Source organism: Streptomyces sp. NPDC028419, from assembly GCF_055565515.1.
In genome coordinates this window covers 1-26,273 of sequence record NZ_JBVHUE010000064.1, presented here as the reverse complement: position 1 = coordinate 26,273, position 26,273 = coordinate 1, and the positions used below count along the sequence as shown (strand labels likewise).

The 26,273-nt window shown below is 71.9% G+C and carries 26 protein-coding genes; 13 read left to right on the top strand and 13 right to left on the bottom strand.

Translation table 11 applies throughout. The features are described 5' to 3' along the window. Positions 1–274 precede the first annotated feature (274 nt). The 3 genes from ACZ4UB_RS38695 to ACZ4UB_RS38685 all read right to left on the bottom strand — a co-directional run bounded on the left by ACZ4UB_RS38695 (position 275) and on the right by ACZ4UB_RS38685 (position 3,323). On the bottom strand, positions 275–1,099 hold the full coding sequence (locus ACZ4UB_RS38695) for an enoyl-CoA hydratase/isomerase family protein (protein WP_468077841.1): 825 nt from the start codon (positions 1,097–1,099) through the stop codon (positions 275–277). 29 nt (positions 1,100–1,128) lie between these two features. Further along, the gene (locus tag ACZ4UB_RS38690; protein ID WP_467965997.1) at positions 1,129–2,316 is read right to left on the bottom strand and encodes an adenylate/guanylate cyclase domain-containing protein; all 1,188 of its coding nucleotides are present in this window, start codon (positions 2,314–2,316) and stop codon (positions 1,129–1,131) included. Positions 2,317–2,456: 140 nt separating this feature from the next. Further along, the gene (locus ACZ4UB_RS38685; protein ID WP_468077839.1) at positions 2,457–3,323 is read right to left on the bottom strand and encodes a biotin--[acetyl-CoA-carboxylase] ligase; all 867 of its coding nucleotides are present in this window, start codon (positions 3,321–3,323) and stop codon (positions 2,457–2,459) included. Between the two features lie 130 nt (positions 3,324–3,453). Here ACZ4UB_RS38685 and ACZ4UB_RS38680 point away from each other — a divergent pair, with 130 nt between their 5' ends. The 4 genes from ACZ4UB_RS38680 to ACZ4UB_RS38665 all read left to right on the top strand — a co-directional run bounded on the left by ACZ4UB_RS38680 (position 3,454) and on the right by ACZ4UB_RS38665 (position 6,196). After that, positions 3,454–5,049, top strand: a complete 1,596-nt coding sequence (locus ACZ4UB_RS38680; RefSeq protein WP_354379758.1) for an acyl-CoA carboxylase subunit beta — start codon at positions 3,454–3,456, stop codon at positions 5,047–5,049. A gap of 28 nt (positions 5,050–5,077) precedes the next feature. Continuing rightward, positions 5,078–5,287, top strand: coding sequence for an acyl-CoA carboxylase epsilon subunit (locus tag ACZ4UB_RS38675; RefSeq protein ID WP_354379759.1), 210 nt, complete (start codon positions 5,078–5,080; stop codon positions 5,285–5,287). 114 nt (positions 5,288–5,401) lie between these two features. Beyond that, entirely contained in the window at positions 5,402–5,539 is a 138-nt protein-coding gene (mmpB, locus tag ACZ4UB_RS38670; RefSeq protein WP_354379760.1) for a morphogenic membrane protein MmpB, read from the top strand. 33 nt (positions 5,540–5,572) lie between these two features. Further along, on the top strand, positions 5,573–6,196 hold the full coding sequence (locus tag ACZ4UB_RS38665) for a Maf family protein (RefSeq protein ID WP_354379761.1): 624 nt from the start codon (positions 5,573–5,575) through the stop codon (positions 6,194–6,196). Here ACZ4UB_RS38665 and ACZ4UB_RS38660 read toward each other — a convergent pair. Continuing rightward, positions 6,177–6,602 (bottom strand): hypothetical protein, encoded by a 426-nt coding sequence (locus ACZ4UB_RS38660; protein ID WP_468077836.1) that lies wholly within the window; start codon positions 6,600–6,602, stop codon positions 6,177–6,179. The genes ACZ4UB_RS38665 and ACZ4UB_RS38660 overlap by 20 nt on opposite strands. Positions 6,603–6,961: 359 nt before the next feature. On the opposite strand from ACZ4UB_RS38660, the gene ACZ4UB_RS38655 reads away from it, so the two are divergent. Further along, positions 6,962–8,725: an acetyl/propionyl/methylcrotonyl-CoA carboxylase subunit alpha gene (locus tag ACZ4UB_RS38655; RefSeq protein WP_468077834.1), complete on the top strand. Its 1,764-nt coding sequence runs from the start codon at positions 6,962–6,964 to the stop codon at positions 8,723–8,725. Positions 8,726–8,763: 38 nt separating this feature from the next. On the opposite strand, the gene ACZ4UB_RS38650 is transcribed toward ACZ4UB_RS38655, so the two are convergent. Both ACZ4UB_RS38650 and ACZ4UB_RS38645 read right to left on the bottom strand, forming a co-directional pair. Continuing rightward, positions 8,764–9,777 carry a DeoR/GlpR family DNA-binding transcription regulator gene (locus ACZ4UB_RS38650; protein WP_468077845.1) on the bottom strand — a complete coding sequence of 338 codons (1,014 nt, stop codon included), beginning with the start codon at positions 9,775–9,777 and terminating at the stop codon, positions 8,764–8,766. Positions 9,778–9,957: 180 nt separating this feature from the next. After that, the gene (locus ACZ4UB_RS38645) at positions 9,958–11,397 is read right to left on the bottom strand and encodes an NAD(P)H-quinone dehydrogenase (protein WP_468077832.1); all 1,440 of its coding nucleotides are present in this window, start codon (positions 11,395–11,397) and stop codon (positions 9,958–9,960) included. A gap of 171 nt (positions 11,398–11,568) precedes the next feature. On the opposite strand from ACZ4UB_RS38645, the gene ACZ4UB_RS38640 reads away from it, so the two are divergent. The 5 genes from ACZ4UB_RS38640 to ACZ4UB_RS38620 all read left to right on the top strand — a co-directional run bounded on the left by ACZ4UB_RS38640 (position 11,569) and on the right by ACZ4UB_RS38620 (position 16,826). Next, on the top strand, positions 11,569–12,006 hold the full coding sequence (locus ACZ4UB_RS38640) for a gamma-glutamylcyclotransferase family protein (RefSeq protein ID WP_283460507.1): 438 nt from the start codon (positions 11,569–11,571) through the stop codon (positions 12,004–12,006). Between the two features lie 139 nt (positions 12,007–12,145). Continuing rightward, complete coding sequence (locus ACZ4UB_RS38635) at positions 12,146–12,952, top strand: purine-nucleoside phosphorylase (RefSeq protein ID WP_330332264.1); 807 nt, start codon at positions 12,146–12,148, stop codon at positions 12,950–12,952. A gap of 49 nt (positions 12,953–13,001) precedes the next feature. Further along, a complete protein-coding gene (locus ACZ4UB_RS38630; RefSeq protein WP_468077829.1) occupies positions 13,002–14,657 on the top strand; it encodes a phospho-sugar mutase in 1,656 nt (551 codons plus the stop codon). A 1,130-nt stretch (positions 14,658–15,787) separates the two neighbouring features. Beyond that, positions 15,788–16,372, top strand: a complete 585-nt coding sequence (locus ACZ4UB_RS38625) for an XRE family transcriptional regulator (protein ID WP_468077827.1) — start codon at positions 15,788–15,790, stop codon at positions 16,370–16,372. Then, positions 16,359–16,826 carry an NUDIX hydrolase gene (locus tag ACZ4UB_RS38620; protein WP_468077825.1) on the top strand — a complete coding sequence of 156 codons (468 nt, stop codon included), beginning with the start codon at positions 16,359–16,361 and terminating at the stop codon, positions 16,824–16,826. The genes ACZ4UB_RS38625 and ACZ4UB_RS38620 overlap by 14 nt, the downstream gene beginning before the upstream one ends. 113 nt (positions 16,827–16,939) lie before the next feature. Here ACZ4UB_RS38620 and ACZ4UB_RS38615 read toward each other — a convergent pair whose 3' ends face one another. Genes ACZ4UB_RS38615 through afsQ1 form a run of 3 tightly spaced genes read right to left on the bottom strand, consistent with a single transcriptional unit; the run spans position 16,940 to position 19,808 of the window. Continuing rightward, entirely contained in the window at positions 16,940–17,626 is a 687-nt protein-coding gene (locus ACZ4UB_RS38615) for a hypothetical protein (protein WP_468077823.1), read from the bottom strand. After that, positions 17,623–19,134: a sensor histidine kinase gene (locus tag ACZ4UB_RS38610; RefSeq protein WP_468077821.1), complete on the bottom strand. Its 1,512-nt coding sequence runs from the start codon at positions 19,132–19,134 to the stop codon at positions 17,623–17,625. The genes ACZ4UB_RS38615 and ACZ4UB_RS38610 overlap by 4 nt, the downstream gene beginning before the upstream one ends. Further along, complete coding sequence (gene afsQ1 / locus ACZ4UB_RS38605) at positions 19,131–19,808, bottom strand: two-component system response regulator AfsQ1 (protein ID WP_283460500.1); 678 nt, start codon at positions 19,806–19,808, stop codon at positions 19,131–19,133. Before afsQ1 ends, ACZ4UB_RS38610 begins: the two co-directional genes overlap by 4 nt. A 193-nt stretch (positions 19,809–20,001) precedes the next feature. On the opposite strand from afsQ1, the gene ACZ4UB_RS38600 reads away from it, so the two are divergent. Continuing rightward, positions 20,002–20,709: a SigE family RNA polymerase sigma factor gene (locus ACZ4UB_RS38600; RefSeq protein WP_468077819.1), complete on the top strand. Its 708-nt coding sequence runs from the start codon at positions 20,002–20,004 to the stop codon at positions 20,707–20,709. Between the two features lie 128 nt (positions 20,710–20,837). On the opposite strand, the gene ACZ4UB_RS38595 is transcribed toward ACZ4UB_RS38600, so the two are convergent. Next, the gene (locus ACZ4UB_RS38595) at positions 20,838–21,545 is read right to left on the bottom strand and encodes a uridine kinase family protein (RefSeq protein WP_468077843.1); all 708 of its coding nucleotides are present in this window, start codon (positions 21,543–21,545) and stop codon (positions 20,838–20,840) included. Positions 21,546–21,610: 65 nt separating this feature from the next. Here ACZ4UB_RS38595 and ACZ4UB_RS38590 point away from each other — a divergent pair, with 65 nt between their 5' ends. Beyond that, positions 21,611–21,961 carry a hypothetical protein gene (locus ACZ4UB_RS38590; protein ID WP_354379773.1) on the top strand — a complete coding sequence of 117 codons (351 nt, stop codon included), beginning with the start codon at positions 21,611–21,613 and terminating at the stop codon, positions 21,959–21,961. A gap of 134 nt (positions 21,962–22,095) precedes the next feature. Here ACZ4UB_RS38590 and ACZ4UB_RS38585 read toward each other — a convergent pair whose 3' ends face one another. From ACZ4UB_RS38585 to deoC, 3 genes are read right to left on the bottom strand one after another with little or no spacing between them, the layout of a single operon-like run. Beyond that, positions 22,096–22,998 carry an aldehyde dehydrogenase family protein gene (locus ACZ4UB_RS38585; protein ID WP_354379774.1) on the bottom strand — a complete coding sequence of 301 codons (903 nt, stop codon included), beginning with the start codon at positions 22,996–22,998 and terminating at the stop codon, positions 22,096–22,098. Further along, the gene (locus ACZ4UB_RS38580) at positions 22,991–24,427 is read right to left on the bottom strand and encodes an aldehyde dehydrogenase family protein (protein WP_468077817.1); all 1,437 of its coding nucleotides are present in this window, start codon (positions 24,425–24,427) and stop codon (positions 22,991–22,993) included. Before ACZ4UB_RS38580 ends, ACZ4UB_RS38585 begins: the two co-directional genes overlap by 8 nt. A 5-nt stretch (positions 24,428–24,432) precedes the next feature. Further along, complete coding sequence (gene deoC / locus ACZ4UB_RS38575; protein WP_354379776.1) at positions 24,433–25,395, bottom strand: deoxyribose-phosphate aldolase; 963 nt, start codon at positions 25,393–25,395, stop codon at positions 24,433–24,435. Between the two features lie 249 nt (positions 25,396–25,644). Here deoC and ACZ4UB_RS38570 point away from each other — a divergent pair, with 249 nt between their 5' ends. Beyond that, positions 25,645–26,106 (top strand): hypothetical protein, encoded by a 462-nt coding sequence (locus ACZ4UB_RS38570; RefSeq protein ID WP_468077815.1) that lies wholly within the window; start codon positions 25,645–25,647, stop codon positions 26,104–26,106. The last annotated feature ends 167 nt before the right edge of the window (positions 26,107–26,273 follow it).

Genomic DNA, 26,273 nt, shown 5'->3' with positions numbered 1-26,273 from the left:
CGTTTGAGGCGCGGGGTCTGGGGCGGAGCCCCAGGGGGCGGCCTGCGGCGCCGCTTCTCAGGGCTCCGCCCCGAACCCCGCGCCTCAAACGCCGGCGGGGCTGGATTAGCCCGGGGCCTGCACCCCGAACCCCGCGCCTCAAACGCCGGCGAGGCTGGAGCTGCCCGGGGTCGGCGCCTCGGGCGGAGCCGCGCCTCAAACGCCGGCGGGGCTGGATTGGCCCGGGGCCTGCGCCAGCCGGCGGGGATGGATTGGCCCGGGGGCGGGGCGGAGGTCAGGCCTGCTGGAGCGGCCAGTTCGGCTTGCGCTTTTCGTTGAACGCGGCCACGCCCTCGGCCCGGTCCGCGGAGAAGGCCACGCCCCACCAGGCCGCGTCCTCGACGTCCAGCCCGGCCGCCAGGTCGAGCCCGTGCCCGAGGCGCAGCGCCCGCTTCGCGGCCCGCAGGCCGACCGGGGAGTTCGCCGCCATCCGCCCGGCCAGCTCCAGGGCCGCCGCACGGTCCGTGCCCGCCGGGACCACAGATTCGACCAGGCCCAGCTCCAGCGCCTCCGCCGCCTCCACCCGCCGCGCGGTGAAGATCAGCTCCGCGGCCCGCGCCGCCCCGACCCGCCGCGGCAGCAGCTGCGTACCGCCGCCGCCCGGGATCACGCCCACCGACACCTCCGGCAGCCCCACCACCGCGGTCTCGTCGGCCACGATCACATCGCAGGACAGGGCCAGCTCGAAGCCGCCGCCGAGGGCGAACCCGTGCACCGCCGCGATCGTCGGCATCGGAAGGGCGAGCACACCCCCGTAGGCGCCGCGCGAGGCGGGCCGCCGGGCCGCCAGCTCCGCGTCGGTCAGGGAATTGCGCTCCTTGAGGTCCGCGCCCACGCAGAAGGCCCGCTCGTGCGTGGAGGTCAGGACGACGACCCGCACCCCGGCGTCGGCCGCCAGCGCCCCGCACGCCTCGCCCAGCGAGCGCGCCAGCGCGTCCGAGACGGCGTTCATGGCCTTGGGCCGGTCCAGGACCAGCTCCGCCACCGCGCCGCCCTCGCCGTGGCGCCGTACCGCGATGAACTCCCCGAACCGGACCTCAGCCTCGTCGCCAGTGCCCACAGCGCCCACACCCTCCTGGTTAACGAACGTTACCCAGGGATCTTAGGTGTCCGCCGCGTCAGCAACCAGGGCTCCACGACCCCCAGTCCGCGCACCGGCCGCTGCCACATCGGCTGGAGCGCGAAGCGGTACGTCACCCCGTCCGCGTCCGGCCCCGCCTGCGCCTGTTCCTCGGCCGCCTTCTTCTCCGAGACCGGCGCCGCCCCGGTGCGGCCCAGCTCCTCCGCCATCGCCCCGTCCACGAGCACCGCGTCCTTCGGCGCTATCGAGGTCAGTCGCGAGGCCAGGTTCACGGTGGTCCCGAAGACGTCGCCCATCCGGGTCGTCACCGTGCCGAAGGCGATGCCCACCCGCAGCTCGGGCATCTGCGGGTCCTGCTCCATCGTCTCGATCAGGCGCAGCGCGATCTCCGCCGCCGTCCCCGCGTCGTCGGCGCAGTACAGCACCTCGTCGCCGAGGGTCTTGATCAGCCGGCCGCCGTGCGCGGCCACCAGGTCCGCCGCCGTGGTCTCGAAGGCCTCGACCAGCTCGCCCAGCTCCTCCTCCTCCAGGCGCCGGGTCAGCCGGGTGAAGCCCACCAGGTCCGCGAAGCCCACCGCGAGCCGCCGGTCGACCATCTCCTCGTCGTCGGCGACCTGCACCACCCGCCCGGTGGCCGCCGCCAGCTGGCGGCGCCACACGTAGACGAGGAACTCCTCCAGCTCCGGCAGGAGCAGCTCCACCAGCGGGTACGTGACCTCCGTACGGGTCATCCCCGGCTCCGGCGGCTCCGTCAGCCCCTCCAGGAACGAGTCGATCTGCCACTCGGCCAGCCGCGCCGTGGTCTGCCCGGTGGAGCGCGCCACCTGCACCGCCATCGGCTCGCTGAGCAGCCCGGCCTCCACCAGGCCGGCGAGCCGGCGCAGGGCCAGCACGTCCGCCTCGGTCAGCGCCTTGGCCTGCCCGATGTCCGCGAAGCCCATGGCCCGCCAGAAGCGCGACGCCAGCTCCATCGAGACGCCGGCGCTGCGGGCCGCCTGGAAGGGCGTGTACCGGCGCTCGGCGCCCAGGATGAGCTGCTCCAGCCGGATGGCGAGCGGATCCGCCGTCGGCTGGACGGTGTGGTCGACCTCGTGGTGGGGAGTGTGCTGGTCACGGCCGATCGGGGTGCCCGGACCGCTCACGGGTCCGCCGCCCGGGGAGCCGGACGCGCTGGACGTCGGGTCGTCGACGGTCAAGAGCCGCCTCCTGTCCATTCCGTGCGCACTGCCCTGCCGAACCGGTTGATCACCGGGAGCACCGGGATCGCCTAAACCATACGGCAGGTGTGCCGTAGCTCACTCCCCACTCCACCAGCTGTTCATCGCCCACCGGCGACCTAGTGGATCGACCGCAGGTGTACGACGTCCCCCGCGCCCACCGCTTCGTGCGCGTCGTCCGCCGTCCGGATCACCAGCCGTCCGTCCGCGTCCACCGCTTCGGCCGTTCCGGTCAGCTGCCGCCCGCCGGGCAGCTCCGCCCGCACGTGCCTGCCCAGCGTCGCGCAACCCGCCGCGTACGTCTCCTGCAGACCGCTGGTCGCCGGGTCGCCGCCGGCCGCCCGCCAGCGCTCGTACCACTGCTCCAGGGAGCGCAGTACGGACTTCAGGAGCGGGTCGCGGTCGGTGACGGTCGCCTTGGCGAGCAGCAGCGAACCGGCCGCGGGCACGGGCAGTTCGTCCTCGGTCAGCGAGACGTTCAGCCCGATGCCGACGACCACCCCGTCGCCGGTGCGCTCGGCGAGGATGCCGCCGGCCTTGCGCTCGTCGCCGTCCACGGTGACCAGCAGGTCGTTGGGCCACTTGAGGGCGGTGTCCACCCCGGCCGCCCGGGACAGCCCGGTCGCGGTGGCCACCCCGGCGAGCAGGGTCAGCCAGCCCCAGCGCTCCACCGGTACGTCCGGCCCGGGCTTGAGCAGGACCGAGAAGAACAGCCCCGAGCGCGCGGGGGCCGTCCAGCTGCGGTCGAGGCGCCCGCGCCCGGCGGTCTGCTCCTCGGCGACCAGTACGGCCCCCTCCGGGAGGTCCGCGGCCCGCGCGGCGAGGTCGGTATTGGTGGAGCCGGTGGATCCGGTCACCTCGACCGAGGTCCACAGTCCACCCGGGACCACGAGGGCCCGCTGGAGCGCTGCGGCGGACAGCGGCGGCCGGCTCAGGCTGGACCAGCGGTCGGCGGCGGTTCCGGATGAGGCATCTGATGGCGTCATGCAACCCACAGTAGGTGTGGCAAACGCCGCACTGCCGAGCGCCATGCCCGCCGATACGCTACGCACCAGTAGCCAGCAGCAGTCAATCAATTGACCATGGCAGTTGACCTTCCAGGGAGCCGCGACCCCGATGTCTCAACCCTCAGAGCCGATCGACATCCACACCACCGCGGGCAAGCTCGCGGACCTGCAGCGCCGCATCGACGAGGCGACCCATGCCGGATCCGCGCTCGCCGTGGAGAAGCAGCACGCCAAGGGCAAGCTGACGGCTCGTGAGCGGGTGGCGCTACTGCTGGACGAGGGGTCGTTCGTCGAGCTGGACGGCTTCGCCCGGCACCGCTCGACCAACTTCGGGCTGGAGAAGACCAAGCCCTACGGTGACGGCGTGGTGACCGGCTACGGCACGGTCGACGGGCGCCCGGTGGCCGTGTTCTCGCAGGACTTCACCGTCTTCGGCGGGGCCCTCGGCGAGGTCTACGGGCAGAAGATCATGAAGGTCATGGACTTCGCGCTGAAGACCGGTTGCCCGCTCGTCGGCATCAACGACTCCGGCGGCGCCCGGATCCAGGAGGGCGTCAGCGCGCTCGGCATGTACGGCGAGATCTTCCGCCGCAACGTGCACGCCTCCGGTGTGATCCCGCAGATCAGCCTGGTCGTCGGGCCCTGCGCGGGCGGCGCCGTGTACTCCCCCGCCATCACCGACTTCACGGTGATGGTCGACCAGACCTCGCACATGTTCATCACCGGTCCGGACGTCATCAAGACGGTCACCGGCGAGGACGTCGGCTTCGAGGAGCTGGGCGGCGCCCGCACGCACAACAGCGTCTCGGGCGTGGCCCACCACCTGGCCGGGGACGAGAAGGACGCGATCGAGTACGTGAAGTCGCTCCTCGCGTACCTGCCGTCGAACAACCTCTCGGAGCCGCCCGCCTTCCCCGAGGAGGCGGACACCGAGGTCTCGGCCACGGACCTGGAACTGGACACCCTGATCCCGGACAGCGCCAACCAGCCGTACGACATGCACACCGTGATCGAGCACGTCCTGGACGAGGGCGAGTTCCTGGAGACCCAGGCCCTGTTCGCGCCGAACATCCTGACCGGCTTCGGCCGGGTCGAGGGCCACCCGGTGGGCATCGTGGCGAACCAGCCGATGCAGTTCGCGGGCTGCCTGGACATCGACGCGAGCGAGAAGGCCGCCCGGTTCGTGCGGACCTGCGACGCCTTCAACGTGCCGGTGCTGACGTTCGTCGACGTACCGGGCTTCCTGCCGGGCACGGACCAGGAGTACAACGGAATCATCCGACGCGGCGCGAAGCTGATCTACGCGTACGCCGAGGCCACCGTCCCGCTCATCACCGTGATCACCCGCAAGGCCTTCGGCGGCGCCTACGACGTCATGGGCTCCAAGCACCTCGGCGCCGACCTGAACCTGGCCTGGCCGACCGCGCAGATCGCCGTCATGGGCGCGCAGGGCGCGGTGAACATCCTGCACCGGCGGACGATCGCCGCCGCCAAGGACGAGGCGGAGGCCGAGGCCACCCGGGCCGCGCTGATCGCCGACTACGAGGACACCCTGCTCAACCCGTACACGGCCGCCGAGCGCGGTTACATCGACGCGGTGACCATGCCGTCCGAGACCCGGGCGCACATCGTGAAGGGGCTGCGGCAGCTGCGCACCAAGCGCGAGTCGCTGCCGCCGAAGAAGCACGGCAACATTCCCCTGTAGGACCCCGGACCGGACCCTGGAGGTCTCTGTGGTGATCAAGGTGGTCAAGGGCAACCCGACCCCCGAGGAGCTGGCCGCCGCACTGGCGGTGGTCCAAGCGCGCGCGGCGGCGCTGGCAGCGGCGGCGCCGGGCGCTCCCCGGGTCGAGGACGAGTGGGCGGCCCCCTCGCGGGTGGCCCGACGGCGGCTGCCGCAGCCGGGGCCGCGGGCGTGGGGGCGTACGTACTGGCCGTCCTGAGCCGGTGCCCGGGCGCGCGCCCGGGCCGAAGACGCCGAAGATGACGTGAACGGACGGTGGCGCCTGAGTACCCGTACTCAGGCGCCACCGGCGTACCCGGAGCACGATCGGGTCATGCTCTGGTCCGATCCGAAGAACGAGCCGCCGAAGGACATGCGCGAGGCGCAGTCGATGATCCGCCGGATGAGCGTGGTCCTGGCGCTGGCGATGGTGGTGGTCGTCTACGTCCTCGGCGTGCACGGCCTGCGCTGAGGCCGTCCGCGCAGGCCCCCCGGGGCTCCTACGATGGCCCCCATGACCGCCACGCCCGCGCAGCCGCGCGCCCTCGTCCTCGCCTCCGCCTCGCCCGCCCGACTGAACCTGCTGCGCCAGGCCGGTCTCGCCCCGCACGTGATCGTCAGCGGGGTGGACGAGGACGCCCTGGAGGCGGACTCGCCGGCCGAGCTGGCGCTCGTCCTGGCCGAGGCGAAGGCCGCCGTGGTGGCGGCGCTGCCCGAGGCCGCGGGGGCGCTGGTGATCGGCTGCGACTCCGTGCTGGAGCTGGACGGGGAGGCGCTGGGCAAGCCCGCCGACGCCGAGGAGGCCGTGGCCCGCTGGAAGGCGATGCGCGGCCGCAGCGGCGTCCTGCGCACCGGGCACTGCCTGATCGACACCGCGAACGGGGCTCGGGTCTCCGCCACCGCGTCCACGACGGTCCGCTTCGGCGAGCCGTCGGACGCGGAGGTCGCGGCGTACGTGGCGAGCGGTGAGCCGCTGCACGTGGCCGGGGCCTTCACCCTCGACGGCCGCTCGGCGCCCTTCGTCGACGGCATCGACGGGGACCCGGGCAACGTGATCGGGCTGTCGCTGCCGCTGCTCCGCTCGCTGCTGGGCGAACTGGACGTGTCCATCACGGACTTGTGGACGTGATCCGCATCTCCCCGCTGACCCTGGCGTAGAGCGTCAGGGTCAGCACCAGCAGGGCGAAGATCAGCATCGTGACCGCGAAGGCGCCCCAGCCGACCAGTGCGGCGGCGAGGGCGCCGAGCACGATGTGGGTGACGGCCGTGACGACGAACAGCACGCGGGCGAAGCGGCCCGGGGGCCGGTCGCGGACCGCGGTGACGGCGAGGAACACCGCCGTCGCCAGCAGGAAGACGCCGATGCCCGCGCCCATGGCGTAGGTGGCCGTCGACATGACGTCAGGATCCATGCCCGCTATCGACATGGCCTGGTTGTGCGTGGTCGCGCCCAGCACGATGTGGACGAGCACCAGCACCGCCGCTTCCACCACAAGAACGATCGCGGCCACCGAGGCCACGAGTCTGCGCAGCACGGCGCCCCCACCCGATCCGCATGCGTCCACAAAAGCGTTCGACTCCTGGAGGCTACTAACGGGTAAACCTCCGGACAAGGGGTCGGGGCCGCTTCGTTACGGGCAAAGAAAGCCGGGCCCGTTGGTAGAGACTCCACAAAGAAACCTGGCGACCCGCTGACCCCAAACGCAGAGACCTTGGACACACGGCACGGCTAGGGTGCAGTCGGGGATCCCGCTGACCTGGGGCGCCACAAGGGGTGTCGACACTCGAGGGAGCCTCGAATAACGCTCCGTGTGGGCAAGCTCACCTCTGGGGACGGGTCGAAAGGCCGTGTCGGCTGTCCCTAAACTCAGCTTGTTTCAAGGAGGGAGCCATCGTGCGCAAGGTGCTCATCGCCAACCGTGGCGAAATCGCTGTCCGCGTTGCCCGGGCCTGCCGGGATGCCGGGATCGCTAGCGTGTCCGTGTACGCCGATCCGGACCGGGACGCTCTGCACGTCCGCGCGGCCGACGAAGCTTTCGCGCTGGGCGGTGACACCCCGGCCGCCAGCTATCTGGACATCGCGAAGGTCCTTCAGGCGGCTGCCGATTCCGGAGCCGACGCCATCCACCCCGGATACGGCTTCCTGTCGGAGAACGCCGAATTCGCGCAGGCCGTCATCGACGCGGGCCTGACCTGGATCGGCCCGCCCCCGCAGGCCATCCGTGACCTCGGCGACAAGGTCGCCGCCCGACACATCGCGCTGCGCGCCGGGGCCCCCCTCGTCGCGGGTACCCCCGACCCGGTCTCCGGGGCCGACGAGGTCGTCGCCTTCGCCACCGAGCACGGGCTGCCGATCGCGATCAAGGCCGCCTTCGGCGGTGGCGGGCGCGGTCTCAAGGTCGCCCGCACCATCGAAGAGATCCCGGAGCTCTACGACTCCGCGGTCCGCGAGGCCGTCGCCGCCTTCGGGCGCGGCGAGTGCTTCGTCGAGCAGTACCTCGACAAGCCGCGTCACGTGGAGACCCAGTGCCTGGCCGACTCCCACGGCAACGTGGTCGTCGTCTCCACCCGTGACTGCTCGCTCCAGCGCCGCCACCAGAAGCTGGTCGAGGAGGCCCCGGCCCCCTTCCTGAGCGAGGCTCAGAACGCGGAGCTGTACGCCGCGTCCAAGGCGATCCTCAAGGAGGCCGGCTACGTCGGCGCCGGCACGGTCGAGTTCCTGGTCTCCGCCGACGGCCTGATCTCCTTCCTGGAGGTCAACACCCGCCTCCAGGTCGAGCACCCGGTCACCGAAGAGGTCGCCGGCATCGACCTGGTCCGCGAGATGTTCCGGATCGCCGACGGCGAGGAACTCGGTTACGGCGACCCGGTCCTGCGCGGGCACTCCTTCGAGTTCCGCATCAACGGCGAGGACCCGGGCCGCGGCTTCCTGCCCGCCCCCGGCACCGTCACCAAGTTCGCCCCGCCCTCGGGCCCGGGCGTCCGCCTGGACGCGGGCGTCGAGTCCGGCAGCGTCATCGGCCCGGCCTGGGACTCGCTCCTGGCCAAGCTGATCGTCACCGGCGCCACCCGCGAGCAGGCCCTGCAGCGCGCCGCCCGCGCGCTCGCGGAGTTCGAGGTCGAGGGCATGGCCACCGCCGTGCCCTTCCACCGCGCGGTCGTCGTCGACCCCGCGTTCGCGCCCGCCGACGGCAACCCGTTCACGGTCCACACCCGGTGGATCGAGACCGAGTTCGTCAACGAGATCCCCGCCTTCGTGGTCCCCGCGGCCGACGAGGAGCAGGACGAGCCGGGCCGCGAGACCGTCGTGGTCGAGGTCGGCGGCAAGCGCCTGGAGGTCTCGCTGCCCTCCAGCCTGGGCATGACCCTGGCCCGCACCGCGGCCGCCGGGGGCGCCAAGCCCAAGCGGCGCGCCGCGAAGAAGTCCGGCCCGGCCGCGTCCGGCGACACCCTGGCGTCCCCGATGCAGGGAACCATCGTCAAGGTGGCCGTCGAGGAGGGCCAGCAGGTCAACGAGGGCGACCTGATCGTCGTACTCGAAGCCATGAAGATGGAGCAGCCGCTCAACGCGCACCGCTCCGGCACCGTCGTCGGCCTGGCCGCCGAGGTCGGCGGCTCGGTCACCTCGGGCGCCACGATCTGCGAGATCAAGGACTGAGGTCGTCGGGCGGCGACCACCGCCGCCCGCACCACACCTCACCGCACCGACGGGGCCGGATCACTCCGGCCCCGTCGGCGTTCCCACACGTTCACGCGCCCTAGCGGCGGCGCATGTCCGCGACCCTGGCGCGCTCCCCCGCCTGCTGCTCCAGCATCCCCGAGGGGGCGCTGCGCAGTTGTGCGGTGGGGCCGCCACGGCGTTGTACGGGCAGCGGGGAGTCGCGGCGCGGACGCCGGCCCTGCATGCCGTCGGTCGTGGGGGGGGGGGGGGGGGCGGGGGGGGGGGGGGGGGGGGGGGGGGGTGTTCCCCCCCGCGACCGTGATCTGGACGCCCTGGTCGGCCAGCGCCTGGAGCTCGGTGGCGGCCCGGTCGTCGTGCGACTGCGGCTCGTCGGTGACGAGTCGGGTGATGACGTCCGTGGGCACCGTCTGGAACATGGTGTCCGTGCCGAGCTTGGTGTGGTCGGCCAGGACCACCACCTCGGCGGCCGCCTGCACCAACGCCCGGTCCACGCTCGCGGAGAGCATGTTGGACGTGGACAGCCCGCGTTCGGCCGTCAGCCCGCTCCCGGACAGGAACGCCCGGGAGACGCGCAGCCCTTGCAGGGACTGCTCCGCTCCGCTGCCGACCAGGGCGTAGTTGGACCCGCGCAGGGTCCCGCCGGTCATGACGACCTCGACCCGGTTGGCGTGCGCCAACGCCTGGGCGACGAGCAGCGAATTGGTGACGACGGTCAGACCCGGCACCCGGGCGAGCCGACGGGCCAGCTCCTGGGTGGTGGTTCCCGCGCCGACGACGATGGCCTCGCCTTCTTCGACGAGACCCGCCGCGACATCGGCAATGGCGGTCTTCTCCGCCGTCGCGAGATGGGACTTTTGCGGAAAGCCGGACTCCCGCGTGAAACCGCCCGGCAAGACCGCACCGCCGTGCCGGCGGTCGAGGAGTCCTTCTGCCTCCAGTGCCCGCACGTCCCGCCGTACGGTCACTTCGGAGGTCTGGACGACGCGGGCGAGCTCACGGAGCGATACCGCTCCGTTGGCGCGCACCATTTCGAGGATCAATTGACGACGTTCTGCAGCGAACACGAAACTGACAGTAACGCAACCAGTCCGTTCCTTTCAGGGCCCGACGCCGAAATGCAGAAGATGAGAACAGATCGGGCACTGGTGTGATATGCGCGCTTCCGGCGCAACCGGTCACCACCGGAAGCGCCGGAAGGGGTAAGGCAATTACGCCTCGCCGGCCGCCTTGCGGGTGTGCAGCTGGCGGGCCACCTCGGCGATCGACCCCGACAGCGAGGGGTACACGGTGAACGCGTTTGCGATCTGCTCGACCGTCAGGTTGTTGTCGACGGCGATCGAGATGGGGTGGATCAGCTCGCTCGCGCGCGGGGCCACGACCACGCCGCCCACGACGATCCCGGTGCCGGGACGGCAGAAGAGCTTCACGAAACCGTCGCGGATGCCCTGCATCTTGGCGCGCGGGTTGCGCAGCAGCGGCAGCTTCACGCAACGGGCGTCGATCTTCCCGGAGTCCACGTCGGCCTGCGTGTAGCCGACGGTGGCGATCTCGGGGTCGGTGAAGACGTTCGAGGACACCGTCTTGAGGTTCAGCGGGGTCACCGCGTCGCCGAGGAAGTGGTACATCGCGATCCGGCCCTGCATGGCCGCGACGGACGCCAGGGCGAAGATCCCGGTGACGTCACCGGCGGCGTACACGCCCGGGGAGGAGGTCCGCGAGACCTTGTCGGTCCAGATGTGCCCGGACTCGGTGAGCCGGACGCCGGACTCCTCCAGGTTCATGTTCTTGGTGTTGGGGATCGCGCCGACCGCCATCAGGCAGTGCGTGCCGGTGATCACCCGGCCGTCGGACAGGGTGACCTCGACCCGGTCGCCGACCCGCTTGGCGGACTCGGCCCGGGAGCGGCCCACGACGTTCATGCCGCGGCGGCGGAACACGTCCTCCAGGACGGCCGCGGCGTCCGGGTCCTCGCCCGGCAGCACGCGGTCGCGGGAGGAGACGAGGGTGACCCGGGAGCCGAGGGCCTGGTAGGCGCCGGCGAACTCGGCACCGGTGACGCCGGAACCGACGACGATCAGTTCCTCGGGCAGCTCCTCCAGGTCGTAGACCTGGGTCCAGTTCAGGATCCGCTCGCCGTCGGGCATCGCGTCCGGGATCTCGCGCGGGTGCCCGCCGGTGGCGATCAGGACGGCGTCGGCGGTCAGGATCGTCTCCGTACCGTCCGCGGCCGTCACGATGACGTCACGGGTGCCGTCGATGCCCTGGGGGCCGCCGAGCTTGCCGCGGCCGCGCAGCACGCGGGCGCCCGCCCGGGTGACGGAGGCCGTGATGTCGTGCGACTGGGCCAGCGCGAGGCGCTTGACCCGTCGGTTGACCTTGCCGAGGTCCACGCCGACCACCCGGGCCGCCTGTTCCAGCGGCGGGGTGTCGTCGGCGACGACGATGCCCAGCTCCTCGTAGGACGAGTCGAAGGTCGTCATCACCTCGGCGGTGGCGATCAGGGTCTTGGAGGGCACGCAGTCGGTGAGGACCGAGGCCCCGCCCAGACCGTCGCAGTCCACGACGGTCACCTCCGCGCCGAGCTGGGCGCCTACCAGGGCCGCCTCGTATCCGCCGGGGCCGCCGCCGATGATCACGATCCGGGTCACGAAAAGTCCGCCTCACGTCTACCCGGCCGGCTGCCCCCCGGCCGGGGTTCCGGGGGTCTCCCCGGGGGATGCATTCCGTGCCCCATTGTCCCGCACGCATCAAGGTGCTTCGCGCCCGGTCCCGCCATCCGGGCACGCGTCCATCGCCGTACCTCCCGTACCCTCGACCTCATGTCGCTCTACGCCGCGTACGCCGGCAACCTCGACCCGCGGCTGATGACGCGCCGCGCTCCGCATTCCCCGCTGCGCGGAACGGGGTGGCTGAACGACTGGCGGCTGACGTTCGGTGGGGAACAGATGGGCTGGGAAGGCGCGCTCGCCACGATCGTGGAAGCGCCCCGCCACCAGGTCTTCGTCGCCCTGTACGACGTCGCGCCGCTGGACGAGGAGTCCATGGACCGCTGGGAGGGTGTCGGGCTCGACATCTACCGCCGGATGCGGGTGCGCGTGCACACGCTGGACGGCGAGGAGGCCGCCTGGGTGTACGTACTGAACGGCTACGAGGGCGGGCTGCCCTCGGCGCGCTACCTCGGGGAGCTGGCGGACGCCGCCGAATCCGCCGGCGCGCCGCACGACTACGTGATGGAACTGCGCAAGCGGCCCTGCTGAGCGCCGCCCACGGACGGGTCCCGGCGCCCCGCGTCGGGACCGCTCCGGGACATTTGGTCGGAAACGACAAAGCAACGATCCGAACACCGTGAGCTGTGCCATCTACGCGCGTAGGGGCAGAGCGGTTACGCTCGTCCGCGTGAACGCATCTGTTACCGATCCCCACGCCGCCGCCGACGCCGCGGCCGCGCGTCTGCGTGAGCTGACCGGCGCCGAAACCCACGACGTCGCCCTCGTCATGGGCTCCGGCTGGGCGCCCGCCGCCGAAGCGCTCGGCGCTCCCGAGGCCGAATTCCCCGTCACCGAACTCCCGGGCTTCCCCCCGCCCGCCGTCGAAGGCCACGGCGGCAAGATCCGCTCGTACAAGATCGGCGACAAGCGCGCGCTGCTCTTCCTCGGCCGGACCCACTACTACGAGGGCCGCGGCGTCGCCGCCGTCGCGCACGGCGTCCGCACCGCCGTCGCCGCCGGCTGCAAGACGATCGTCCTCACCAACGGCTGTGGCGGCCTGCGCCCGGGCATGCGCCCCGGCCAGCCGGTCCTGATCAGCGACCACCTCAACCTGACGGCCACCTCGCCCATCATCGGCGCGAACTTCGTGGACCTGACCGACCTGTACTCGCCGCGCCTGCGCGCGATGTGCAAGGAGATCGACCCGTCGCTGGAAGAGGGCGTCTACGTCCAGTTCCCCGGCCCGCACTACGAGACCCCGGCCGAGATCAACATGATCCGCGTCATGGGCGCGGACCTGGTCGGCATGTCCACCGTGCTGGAGGCCATCGCGGCCCGTGAGGCCGGCGCGGAGGTCCTGGGCATCTCCCTGGTCACCAACCTGGCGGCGGGCCTGTCGGGCGAGCCGCTCAACCACGAAGAGGTCCTGCAGGCCGGCCGCGACTCGGCCGCCCGCATGGGTCAGCTGCTGACCCAGGTCCTCGCCCGGATCTGAGCCATCCGAACCGGCGGTACGTGAGGTCACGAGAGGTAAGGCGGAAGCAGTGCAGGAACAGGACGACCTGATCGCCCGGGCGCAGGCCTGGCTGGCGGAGGACCCGGACCCGGAGACCGCCGAGGAGCTGACCCAGCTCATCGAGAAGCGGGATCTGGACGAGCTGGCGGACCGGTTCTCCGGCCTGCTCCAGTTCGGCACCGCCGGCCTCCGCGGCGAGCTCGGCGCGGGCCCGATGCGGATGAACCGCAATGTGGTCATCCGCGCCGCGGCGGGCCTCGCGGCCTACCTGAAGGCGCAGGGACACGCGGGCGGCCTGGTGGTCGTCGGCTACGACGCGCGCTACAAGTCGGCGGACTTCGCGCGGGACACCGCCGCCGTGATGACCGGCGCCGGTCTGCGCGCGGCCGTCCTGCCCCGACCGCTGCCGACGCCGGTCCTGGCGTACGCCATAAGGCACCTGGGCGCCGTCGCCGGTGTCGAGGTGACCGCGAGCCACAACCCTCCCCGGGACAACGGCTACAAGGTCTACCTCGGCGACGGCTCCCAGATCGTGTCCCCGGCGGACGCGGAGATCGCGGCGCAGATCGACGCGATCGGCGCGCTGGCCGACGTACCGCGCCCGGAGAGCGGCTGGGAGGACCTCGGTGACGAGGTCCTGGAGGCCTACCTGGCGCGTACGGACGCGGTCCTGACCCCCGGGTCCCCGCGGACCGTGCGGACCGTCTACACGGCCATGCACGGCGTCGGCAAGGACGTCGTCCTGGCGGCCTTCGCCCGGCACGGCTTCCCGGCGCCGGTCCTCGTCGCCGAGCAGGCCGAGCCGGACCCGGCCTTCCCGACGGTGGCCTTCCCCAACCCGGAGGAGCCGGGGGCGATGGACCTGTCCTTCGCGAAGGCCGCCGAGGTCCGGCCCGACATCGTGATCGCCAACGACCCGGACGCGGACCGCTGCGCCGTGGCCGTCCCGGACGACGCCTCGGCGTCGGGCTGGCGGATGCTGCGCGGCGACGAGGTCGGCGCGCTGCTGGCGGCGCACCTGGTGTCGAAGGGCGCGCGCGGCGTCTTCGCGGAATCGATCGTCTCCTCCTCCCTCCTGGGCCGGATCGCGGAGGCGGCCGGCGTCGGCTACGAGGAGACCCTGACGGGCTTCAAGTGGATCGCCCGCGTCGAGGGCCTGCGCTACGGGTACGAGGAAGCGCTCGGCTACTGCGTGGACCCCGAGGGCGTCCGCGACAAGGACGGCGTCACGGCCGCCCTGCTGGTGGCCGAGCTGGCCTCGGTCCTCAAGGAGCAGGGCCGCACCCTGAGCGACCTCCTGGACGACCTGGCGATGGCCCACGGCCTGCACGCCACCGACCAGCTGTCGGTCCGGGTCGAGGACCTGTCGGTCATCGCCTCGGCGATGGCGGCGCTGCGCGCGAACCCGCCGGTCTCGCTGGCGGGCCTGCGGGTGGTCTCGGCGGAGGACCTGAACGAGGGCACGGCGTCGCTTCCGCCCACCGACGGCCTGCGCTACTACCTGGACGGCACCTACAAGGCCCGCGTGATCGTCCGCCCCTCCGGCACCGAGCCCAAGCTCAAGTGCTACCTGGAGGTGGTCGTCCCGGTCACGGACGCCCCGGACCTGACCCCGGCCCGCACCCGCGGCCAGGAAATCCTGGACGCGATCAAGCAGGACCTGGCCGAGGCGGCGGGCATCTGAGTCTCCAACGCGCACCTCGCGCCGCTCCGCGGGCTTCGGCCCGCTGCGCCGGACTCCGTCCGTCGATCTGCGAGCGTGCCGACGGCCCCCCGAGCACCCGCCCGGGGGGCCGTCGGCGTAGGGAGGGACCTACGGGCGTCAGGCCAGGCCGGGTACGGGGTTGTCCGGGGTGTCGAGCCACGGCACGTGCGTGCCCTCGGGAGTGACCGTCAGCCCGAACCGCTCCGGCCCCGGGCGGCCCGCGTCGCGCCACCAGTGGTAGCCCGCCGGGGAGCCAGCGGTGCCCCGAGACTCTCGTTCACCGTGCCGAGCAGGCCGCTCATGGGCGGAGTCGGGCGCGACCCGCGGCGTCCAGGAACTGCGTGGCCGCCCTCCGCAAGACTCCGGACAGGTACTGGTCGACGGACGCCAGCAAGGGGTCGAGCAGGGCCCAGGAGTGCTCGGCCGGGTGACCCGCGAATTGCGTGCACACCGCGTCGCCCCCGAGACCCAGCTCGTCGACCGCACCGCAGTTCCTGAGCACTTCGACGGCGGTCGGCCTCTCGCCCGTTCGCCATGAGGTCCATCCGCACCGTCCTCCCTGTCCATGTCGAGGACGAGATCGTGATGGCGCCCGCGGTGCGGCCCGAGCGTGCACCGAAGGTTCGACTCGATCAGGTCGAGAGCTTCCCTGCCCTCGTCGGCGATCTGCACCGCACCGAAGGCCAGCACCAGCGGCAGCTCGCCGGTGGCTCCGCAGACCTGGCGCGCACCCCGACCCGCCGAGGTGGCCGCACCACTCGCCGCATGCTGATCCCCGTCCATCGGACCTCCCGCACTTCGTTTGCCGTTGGCATCAGCGTGCTCTCCGCCCCGGGACGTATCCGCCCATGTACAGGGACGGTTGGGCCGTTCCGCGCTATGTTCCACAGAACGCCCAAATGTCCAATGGAGGCCCCTTGAACACGGCCTTGAGCTCAGCTATGGCCGATGCCGGCGTGAGGCCGCACCAGTTGGCCGATCGGGTGGGGGTGACCGGGAAGACCGTCACCCGCTGGTTAGCGGATGCCGCTCTGGTGCCGCATGCTCGAAACCGTGCAGATGTGGCGCGTGTGTTGGGAGTTGAAGAGCACATGATCTGGCCCGAGGCAGTGACCAGTCGCGTGAAGGTCGGGCAGGACAGGGAACTCGTCCGCTCGTACCCGTACCGATCCGCATGCCCTTCCACCGCGTGGGCGAGCCTGATCACCGACACCACGGCCGACCTGCTGCTGGCGGGGTACACGAACTACTTCTTCTGGAGCATGATCCCCGACTTCGCCGGGACCCTTCGGAAGAAGGTCGAGCGCGGGTGCCGGGTGCGCTTCCTCGTCGGTGACCCGTACGGGGAGACCACCCGCCGACGCGAGGCGATCGAGGGGGCGGCCCTGACCGTCTCCACCCGCATCCGCACGACCCTGGAGCACCTGGATCGCCTCGGCCCCCTCGACGGCCTGGAGGTCCGGGTCAGCGCCCCCGAGGACGCCACCAACCACGTCGGCCTCAGCGTGTTCCGCTTCGACTCCGACGCCCTCGTCACTCCTCACCTCGCTCGCGCGATCGGGCACGACTCGCCCATGTTCCATGTGCGCCGGCACGGGGAGGACGGCATGTTCGACCGGTTCGCCGGCCATGCGGAGGAGTTGTGGAGCCGGGGGCGCGACATCAGGGAGGGCGGCCGCGATGGCCAGGCGTGATTACGAGGACGACCCCGACGCCCCCGAGGCGAATAGTCTGGTGCCCGCCGCGTCGGCGGTCGTCGTCGACGACGCGGGGCGGGTGCTGTTGCAGCGCCGCACGGACAACGGGATGTGGGCCCTGCCCGGCGGGAAGATGGAGCTCGGGGAATCCATCGCCGACTGCGCGGTCCGGGAGACCCTCGAAGAGACGGGCGTGACGGTCGAGGTCACCGGCATCGTCGGGACGTACACCGACCCCGGGCACGTCTTCGCGTACAACGACGGCGAAGTCCGCCAGGAGTTCTCGATCTGCCTGCTCGCCCGTCCCACCGGGGGCGCTCTCCGGACCTCCGACGAGTCGCTCGAGGTGGCGTGGTTCGCACCGGACGCCATCGACGACCTCCCGATGGTGTCCGGCATCCGCAAGCGCATCGCCGACTGGCGGGCCGGGCGGGGGCCCGTCGTCCGCTGAGGACGGACACCCGCCACCGCCCCGCCGGTCGGAGGCCGGCGCAGCGGCGCGAAGCCGGGGAGGCGCCCCGCGCCGAGCCGTGCGAGGGGCGCGTCAAGAAGGCCAGGGGCGCGTCAGGAAGGGGCCGGGCTCGGGCTCGGTTTGACCACGTCGCCCAGGGTCGGGATCGACTCCGGGCGGGCGCGGACCGCGTCCGTGCATTCCCAGGTGCGCGGCGGGTCCGCGTCCGGGCCGCCCAGGACGACCGGGCCCGCGCCCAGGCCCATCGCCTCGCTGCCGGCCAGGGTGCAGACGATCTGGGACAGGGCGATCGGCGTCAGGTCCTCCGGCTTGCGGCTCAACCGCAGCGCGCCCTTGGGGTCGCCGGGCCGCGGCGCGCCGGCCGAGAGGTTCTGCGGCACGCCCGTACTGAAGCCCGCGTCCGCCTCCTGCCCCGACGTCGGCCGCTCCAGCGCCTCCAGCAGCGCCTGGGCGACCAGGGCCAGCGGGTCGCGCACCGTGCTCTTCTCCGGCAGCGGCACCACCCGTTCCACGCCCACCAACTGCGATCCGCAGAGCAGTTGCACGGTGGCCCGGAACCCCTGCGGGTCCGCGCCCGGCTGCGCGGGCGTGTCGCAGGACACCCGCGAGGGCGCCGCCCCGACGTCGACCGGGACCGTCGTGGCCCGGATGCCGCAGCCGACCGTACCGGCCAACAATCCCGCCGCGGCCGCCCCGAAGAGCAGCCCGTTGCGCATCCGCCTCATCCGGCCCGTCCCGCTCGTCCCGCTCGTCGTGCTCGTCGTGCTCGTCCCGCTCATCCGCCCGCACCTCCGCCCAGGTCCACCGGCAGCTTCAGCGTGAACACCGCGCCGCCGCCGTCCCCGTTGGCGGCGGTGATCTCGCCGCCCTGGATGTGGGCGTTCTCCACCGCGATGGACAGGCCCAGCCCGCTGCCGTCCGACCGCGGCCGGGAGGCGCTCGCCTTGTAGAAGCGGTCGAAGACGTGCGGCAGCACCTCCTCGGGGATCCCGGGCCCGTTGTCCTTGACCTCGATGACCAGCCACGACACGCCCTCGGCGTCCTCCGAGGGCTCGGAGACCCGCACCGAGACCCGCACCGGCGAGCCGCCGTGCTTGAGGGCGTTGCCGATCAGGTTCGCCAGGATCACGTCGAGGCGGCGCGGGTCGAGGCGCGCCACGATGCCGCGCTCCGCTTCCAGTTCCACCGCGTCCAGCCAGGCCCGCGCGTCGATGCAGGCCGTGACCTGGTCGGCGACGTCGACGTCGTCGAGCACCAACCGGGCCGTTCCCGCGTCGAAGCGGGTGACCTCCATCAGGTTCTCGACCAGGTCGTTGAGCCGACGGGTCTCGCTCACGACCAGCCCGACCGCCGGCGCGATCATCGGGTCCAGCGTGTCGGCCTCCTCTTCGAGGACCTCGGCCACCGCCGTCAACGCCGTGAGCGGCGTGCGCAGTTCGTGGGACATGTCGGCGACGAAGCGCCGGCTCGACTCCTCCCGCGCGCTCATGTCGGCGACCTTCTTCTCCAGCGCCTCGGCCGTCTTGTTGAAGGTGTGCGACAGGTCGGCCAGTTCATCCGTCCCGGACACCTCCAGCCGCGTGTCCAGCTCCCCCTCGCCGAGCTTGCGCGCCGCGTCCCCGAGCCGCTGCACGGGCTTGAGCACGGTACGGGCGGCCGCCTGCGCGAGCAGCGCCGAGCCGAGCAGGGCGAGCCCGGTCGCGATGCACAGCGACCAGGCGAGCGCGTTCAGGTCGTCCCGCTCCTGGGCGAGCGACTTGTACATGTAACCGGTCGGCCCGCCGCCCACGATCCGCGTCCCGCCGACCAGGTACGGGTTGCCGCGCGGCTTCGTGCGCTGCCAGTACATGTGGTACTCGGCGCTGTTGGCCGAGGTGGTCTTCTGCCGGTCGTTGACGGCCTGCTGGAGGGACTTGGGTACGTCGTCCAGCCCGAAGGAGTCGGGACCCGCCGTCCCGAAGACCCTGCGCCCGTCCTTGCCCTCGCGCACCAGCAGCACGCTGTAGCCGGGGCTGCTGCCCGCCATCAACTCGGCGGTGCGCTGCAGCTCCTCCTGCGACGGGTCGGCGGGCAGCGCCGCCGCCCGGTTCTGCATCTCCTGCCGGAAGTCGCCGAGCGCCGCGTCCTGGGTACGCGTCAGGACCGCCTCGCGGTTGAGCCAGTACGCGATCCCCGAAGCCGAGACCGCCGCCGTCAGCGCGACCAGCGCGAAGACCAGGAGCAGCCGCAGGCGCAGGCTCGTCCAGCGCCGTCGCCCGAGCAGCGCCTGCGCCGCGGCACGGATCACTGCGGGGAGTCCAGGCGGTAGCCGACGCCGCGCACGGTACGGATGAGCGTCGGCGAGGAGGGGATCTCCTCCACCTTGGCGCGCAGCCGCTGGACGCAGGCGTCGACCAGGCGCGAGTCGCCGAGGTAGTCGTGCTCCCAGACCAGCCGCAGCAGCTGCTGGCGCGAGAGCGCCTGACCGGGCCGCCGGCTCAGCTCCAGCAGCAGGCGCAGCTCGGTCGGCGTGAGCTGGAGGTCCTCGCCGTTCTTGGTCACGGTCATGGCGGCGCGGTCGATCACCAGCGAACCGAAGACCGCCGAATCGGTGGCCTCGCGCTCGCCGCGGCGCAGCACGGCCCGGATCCGGGCGTCGAGCACCCGGCCCTGGACGGGTTTGACGACGTAGTCGTCGGCCCCCGACTCCAGGCCGACGACGACATCGATGTCGTCGTTGCGCGCGGTCAGCAGGATGATCGGCAGCTGGTCGGTGCGCCGGATCCGGCGGCACACCTCGAAACCGTCGATCCCGGGCAGCATCACATCCAGCACGATCAGATCCGGCCGCTGCTCGCGCAGCAGTTTCAGGCCGTCCTCACCCGTCGCCGCGGTGGCCACACGGTGGCCCTGGCGTGACAGGGAGAGTTCGAGGGCCGTGCGGATGGCGTCGTCGTCCTCGATCAGCAACAGGAAAGGCACGGGCTCATTCTGTCCCATCGACCGTCGGGCGTACGACCGTCGTGCGGCGAACTCCCGGCGGGAGCTCCTTCACAGGCGCCTGTGACAGGCCTGTGACAGTCGAAGGACACCCCGGTTATCTCACCGGGGCAGGCTTCTACCAACGCACAGACGAAGAACCGAAGCAGACACACTCCACGACGGGGGGCGCGAGATGAACACGCTGTACGGCACCACGACCAGCGCGGTTGTCACGCGGCTGCACGATGTGAACCGACGGGCGGGTGTCCGTCCGGTCACCGTCGCCCGACAGCGGCCGGCGCACACGGTAGCCATCGACGCACAGACCTACACCGCCCCCTCCGTGGCCCCCGCGGCCGCACCCGCACCGTCCGTTTCGGCGGAAGCCGAGTTCACGGCGTACGTCGAAGCCCGCCGGGCCTCGCTCTACGCGACCGCCTTCCACCTCACCGGTGACCGCCACGAGGCGGAGGACCTGCTCCAGAGCGCGCTCTTCTCCACCTACCGCGCCTGGGACCGGATCAGCGACAAGGCGGCCGTGGGCGGCTACCTGCGCCGCACCATGACCAACCTGCACATCAGCGCCTGGCGCCGCCGGAAGCTGAACGAGTACCCGACCGAGGAACTGCCGGAGACGGCCTCCGACACGGACGCGATGCGCGGCACGGAGCTGCGCGCGGTCCTGTGGCAGGCCCTGACCCGGCTCCCGGAGCCGCAGCGCACGATGCTGGTGCTGCGCTACTACGAGGGCCGCACGGACCCGGAGATCGCCGACATCCTGGACATCAGCGTCGGCACGGTCAAGTCGAGCATCTGGCGCTCCCTGCGCCGCCTGCGCGAGGACCAGGCCCTGAGCTTCGGCGCCGACGAGACGGAGTCCTTCGAGGAGCTGGTGGCGTAACGCCACGAAGACCACACGGCCGGGGGGACCGTCCTACGGGGGTGGGACGGCGGCCATGGAGGGGGGACGAGCGGGATCAGGCGGCCGGGGGTCCGCGTGATCCCGCTCGTTTTTCGTTGCGTGCGCTGTTACGCCGCCGCGGTGGGTCGCGTCGCACGGTGGCGCCCGGCAGCGGCGGCGGCCAGTCGACCGAGGGCCTCGTCACGGGCACAGGCGTGCGCGCCCAGCGCGGCGTGCCGCGCGACGATCCCGCGCTCGGCGCGCATCAGCCGCCAGCCCCTGCGCAGCAGGAACGGCACCGACTTGCGGCCCTCCCGCAGATCGCGCGCGAGGCGCCGCCGGAAGGTGGTCGAGGGCCGGCCGCGCAGGCAGATCGCATCGGCCAGCAGCCCCAGCTCCTGACACCGCGCCACGATGTCCGCGGCGAAGATGCCCTCCGCGATGAACAGCGGGGTGCGCGCTATGTCCAGGGTCTCGGCCCCGGTCCGCGAGCTGGTGGAGATGTCGTAGACCGGCACTTCGGTACGACCGCCCGCGCACAGCTGCGCGACGGCCGCGACCGCGGCGTCCGCGTCCCACGACAGGGGCGAGTCCCAGTCGATGTCGGAGCTGCCGTCGACCAGCGGCAGGCTGGGGTCGTCGCCCTCTTTGTAGAAGTCGTCGAGGCGCAGCACCGGCAGCCCCGAGCGCGCGGCCAGCGAGGATTTTCCGGAGCCCGACGGACCGGTCAGCAGTACGACTCGGGTCGGGGAGGGGGAGGAGCAGCTCACGGAACACAATTGTGAACCATTAACCCGCGCAGGGGGTCCTCCCGGTGGCCGGTTGGTATCCAGGATCACACTTCAACTACGCTGCGTGCGCACGCGACTACGACCACAGACTCGACCACAGGTGGACATCCATGGCACGTCACGCAGCCTCCTCGTCGGCCCTGCGCAGCGCAGGGCTCACCCTCACCATGGCCGGTGCGGCCCTCGCCCTGGCCACCGGCGGGGCCCAGGCCGGTGAGCTGGACGTTCCGGCCGCGCTGGCCGGGGTGGCCAACCCGATCAAGAACCTCCAGGTCAACCCGCTCGCCAACACCGGTGTGGACCCGCTGAACAACGGCATCGCCACGCAGGTCGCGGACTTCCCGGCGGTCGGCACGAACATGGTCACCGACAGCGTGACCAAGGGCGCCAAGGTCGGCGAACTCCCCCAAGCGGCGGCCTCCTCGCTGCTCGGGCCGCTGCTGCCGGGCGCGGTGAAGTAGGCGCGAAGTCGCCCGCCCGGACACGGGAAGGCCCCGACAGCACGGGGGTCGCTGTCGGGGCCGGTTCCGGGGGCCCGTACGGCCCCGGCGGGCCCCTGTGGGGGCTCGCGGGGCGTCGCCGGGCGTCGCGGGGGCTAGTAGGCGGAGCCGGAGGCGCCCAGCGAGCCCGTGGGGTGCCAGACGGTCTTCGTCTCCAGGAAGGCGGTCATCCGCTTCGTCCCCGGATCGGCGGTCCAGTCGTCCGTGGACGACCGGCGCAGCACGCGCTTGAGGTTGTCCGCGGCCGCGATCTCCAGCTCCGTGGCCAGCGCCTCGTCGGCACCGGCCAGGTCGATCGCGTTGACGTCCTGGTGCGAGGCCAGGTGCGGACCCATCTCGGCGGCCTTGCCGGACAGGATGTTGACCACGCCGCCGGGCAGGTCGGAGGTGGCCAACACCTCGCCCAGGGAGAGGGCGGGGAGCGGAGACTTCTCCGAGGCGATGACGACCGCGGTGTTGCCGGTCGCAATCACCGGGGCGATCACCGAGACCAGGCCCAGGAAGGACGAGTCCTGCGGCGCGACGACGGTGACGACGCCCGTCGGCTCCGGGGTGGAGAGGTTGAAGAACGGCCCCGCGACCGGGTTCGCCCCGCCCACGAGCTGCGCGATCTTGTCGGTCCAGCCCGCGTACCAGACCCAGCGGTCGATGGCCGCGTCCACGACGGCGGCCGCCTTGGACTTCGACAGCCCCTCGGCCTCGCCGACCTCGCGGACGAACTGGTCCTTGCGGCCCTCCAGCATCTCGGCGACGCGGTAGAGGATCTGGCCCCGGTTGTAGGCGGTCGCGCCCGACCAGCCGCCGAACGCCTTGCGGGCGGCGACGACCGCGTCACGGGCGTCCTTGCGGGAGGACAGCGGAGCGTTGGCCAGCCACTTGCCCTTGGAGTCGGACACCTCGTACACCCGGCCGCTCTCGGAGCGGGGGAACTTCCCCCCGACGTACAGCTTGTAGGTCTTGAAGACGCTCAGACGCGCCGTCGACGATGACTCAGACATCGAGGTAGCCCTCCAGGCCGTGACGGCCGCCTTCGCGCCCGAAGCCCGACTCCTTGTAGCCGCCGAAGGGCGAGGTCGGGTCGAACTTGTTGAACGTGTTGGCCCAGACGACGCCCGCGCGGAGCTTGTTCGCGACCGCGAGGATGCGGGAGCCCTTCTCCGTCCAGATGCCGGCCGAGAGGCCGTACTGGCTGTTGTTCGCCTTGGCGACCGCCTCGTCCGGGGTACGGAACGACAGCACCGACAGGACCGGGCCGAAGATCTCGTCGCGGGCGATGGTGTGCGCCTGGGTGACGTTGGTGAACAGCGTCGGGGCGAACCAGTAACCGGCGGACGGCAGCTCGCACGCCGGGGACCAGCGCTCGGCGCCCTCGGCCTCGCCGGTCTCGGCGAGCGCGGTGATCCGGGCCAGCTGCGCCGCGGAGTTGATCGCGCCGATGTCGGTGTTCTTGTCCAGCGGGTCGCCGAGGCGCAGCGTCGACAGGCGGCGCTTGAGCGAGTCGAGCAGCTCGTCCTGGATCGACTCCTGAACCAGCAGGCGCGAGCCCGCGCAGCAGACCTGGCCCTGGTTGAAGAAGATGCCGGTGACGATGCCCTCGACGGCCTGGTCGATGGGGGCGTCGTCGAAGACGATGTTGGCGCCCTTGCCGCCCAGCTCCAGGGTGACCTTCTTGTCCGTACCGGCGACCTGGCGCGCGATGGCCTTGCCGACGGCGGTGGAGCCGGTGAAGGCGACCTTGTTGACGTCCGGGTGCTCGACGAGGGCGGCGCCCGCGTCGCCGTAACCGGTGAGGATGTTGACGACGCCCTTGGGCAGGCCCGCCTGGCGGCAGATGTCCGCGAAGAACAGGGCCGAGAGCGGGGTCGTCTCCGCCGGCTTGAGGACGACGGTGTTACCGGTCGCCAGCGCCGGGGCGATCTTCCACGCCAGCATGAGCAGCGGGAAGTTCCACGGGATGACCTGGCCGGCCACGCCGAGCGGGCGCGGGTTCGCGCCGTAGCCCGCGTGGTCGAGCTTGTCGGCCCAGCCCGCGTAGTAGAAGAAGTGCGCGGCGACCAGCGGGAGGTCCGCGTCGCGGGTCTCCTTGATCGGCTTGCCGTTGTCCAGGGTCTCCAGGACGGCCAGCTCGCGGCTGCGCTCCTGGATGATCCGGGCGATCCGGAAGAGGTACTTGGCGCGCTCCGAGCCGGGCAGCGCGGACCACTTCTCGAAGGCCTTGCGGGCGGCCTTCACGGCGCGGTCGACATCGGCGGCGCCCGCCTGGGCGACCTCGGCGAGGACTTCCTCGGAGGACGGCGAGATGGTCTTGAAGACCTTGCCGTCGGCGGCGTCGGTGAACTCTCCGTCGATGAAGAGGCCGTAGGACGGCGCGATGTCGACGACCGAGCGGGACTCGGGAGCCGGTGCGTACTCGAAAAGGGATGCCATGGTGATCAGTCCACCGTCACGTAGTCGGGACCGGAGTAACGGCCGGTGCTCAGCTTCTGGCGCTGCATCAACAGGTCGTTGAGCAGGCTGGAGGCGCCGAAGCGGAACCAGTGGTTGTCCAGCCAGTCCTCGCCCACGGTCTCGTTGACCAGGACCAGGAACTTGAGCGCGTCCTTGGTCGTACGGATGCCGCCCGCGGGCTTCACGCCGATCTGCACGCCGGTCTGCGCACGGAAGTCGCGCACGGCCTCCAGCATCAGCAGCGTGTTGGCGGGGGTGGCGTTCACGCCCACCTTGCCGGTGGAGGTCTTGATGAAGTCGGCGCCGGCCATCATGCCGATCCAGGAGGCACGGCGGATGTTGTCGTACGTCGACAGCTCACCGGTCTCGAAGATGACCTTGAGGCGGGCGGCCGTCCCGTCGGGGCGGACGCAGGCTTCCTTGACGGCCTTGATCAGCTCGAAGGTGTCGAGGTAGCGGCCCGCGAGGAAGGCGCCACGGTCGATGACCATGTCGATCTCGTCCGCGCCCGCGGCGACGGCGTCACGGGTGTCCGCGAGCTTCACGGGCAGGGCGGCGCGGCCGGCGGGGAACGCCGTCGCCACGGAGGCCACCTTGATCCCGGTCCCGGCGAGCGCCTCGTGCGCGATCCCGGCCATGTCGGGATAGACGCAGATGGCGGCCGTGCGCGGGGTGGTCCGGTCGGTCGGGTCGGGGTTCGCGCCCTTGGCGCAGAGCGCCCGGACCTTGCCCGGGGTGTCCGCGCCCTCGAGCGTGGTCAGGTCGATCATCGAGATGGCCAGATCGATGGCGAACGCCTTGGCCGTCGTCTTGATCGAACGGGTGCCGAGAGCTGCGGCGCGCGCTTCCAGGCCGACGGCGTCGACGCCGGGCAGCCCGTGCAGGAAGCGGCGCAGCGCGCTGTCGGACGTCGTCACGTCAGCGAATGCGGGGAGTGTGGTGGGCATGGTCACCAGATGAGCATATCTACGCGCGTAGCGGCCTGTCACCCCCTCCCCCATAACCACCCGATATCGGTCTGCGGGGGGCGAGTGGTTACGGGAGGGGTTACGCGAGTGGTTACGGGAACGGCTGGGGATGGCTACGGATCGTGCGGGCGGTTGCGGGAAGGGCTCCCCGGGCGGACGCTGTCGTTGCGCTCCACACGGTTCGGGTTGCCACACCGCCCGACCACTCCAGCTGCCCGAGGAGTCGTCATGCGTCACCCCCTGCGCACTTCCCTCGCGACCGCCGCCCTGGCCGGAGCCCTACTCGCCCCCGCCGCAACGGCGGCTTCGGCCGTCCCGGGCGGCGGGACGGCGGTGGGTGTGGGTGCGCGCGTGGGTGTGATTACGGGTGCGGGTGCGGGTGCGGGCAGCGTGTCGGGCGACGGCCGGTACGAGGGGACTCCGGTCTACATCGGCGAGGGCCTGGTCGCGGTGCTGCGCAACAAGGCGGAGGGCCCCGAAGCCTGGATCCGGTACGTGGGCCCCGGCTGGAAGCCCGGTGACCCCTACTTGGTCCGCGTGATGGCCAAGCTGGACCGCGCGCACCCCACCGCCACCCTCAGCGGTCTCCACCTCGCCCTCACCAAGGCGAACACCCCCACCCCGGCCCTGACGGTCACGAAGCCGGCGGGCGGCGCAACGACGTCCTACCCGCTACCGCGGGCGGCATGAGAGCGCGGCTCCGCCGCGGGGGGCCTGCGGCTTCGCCGGGGCGGGGTCGGAGAGGTCCCGGGGGCTGCCCGCCAGTTCAACTGTCTCTCCGTGGGGCCGTGACCTGTCAAGGGCGCTCCCTGCGGTCGCGTCGCTGCGCGATGGCCTGCGGCCACCCTTGACAGGCC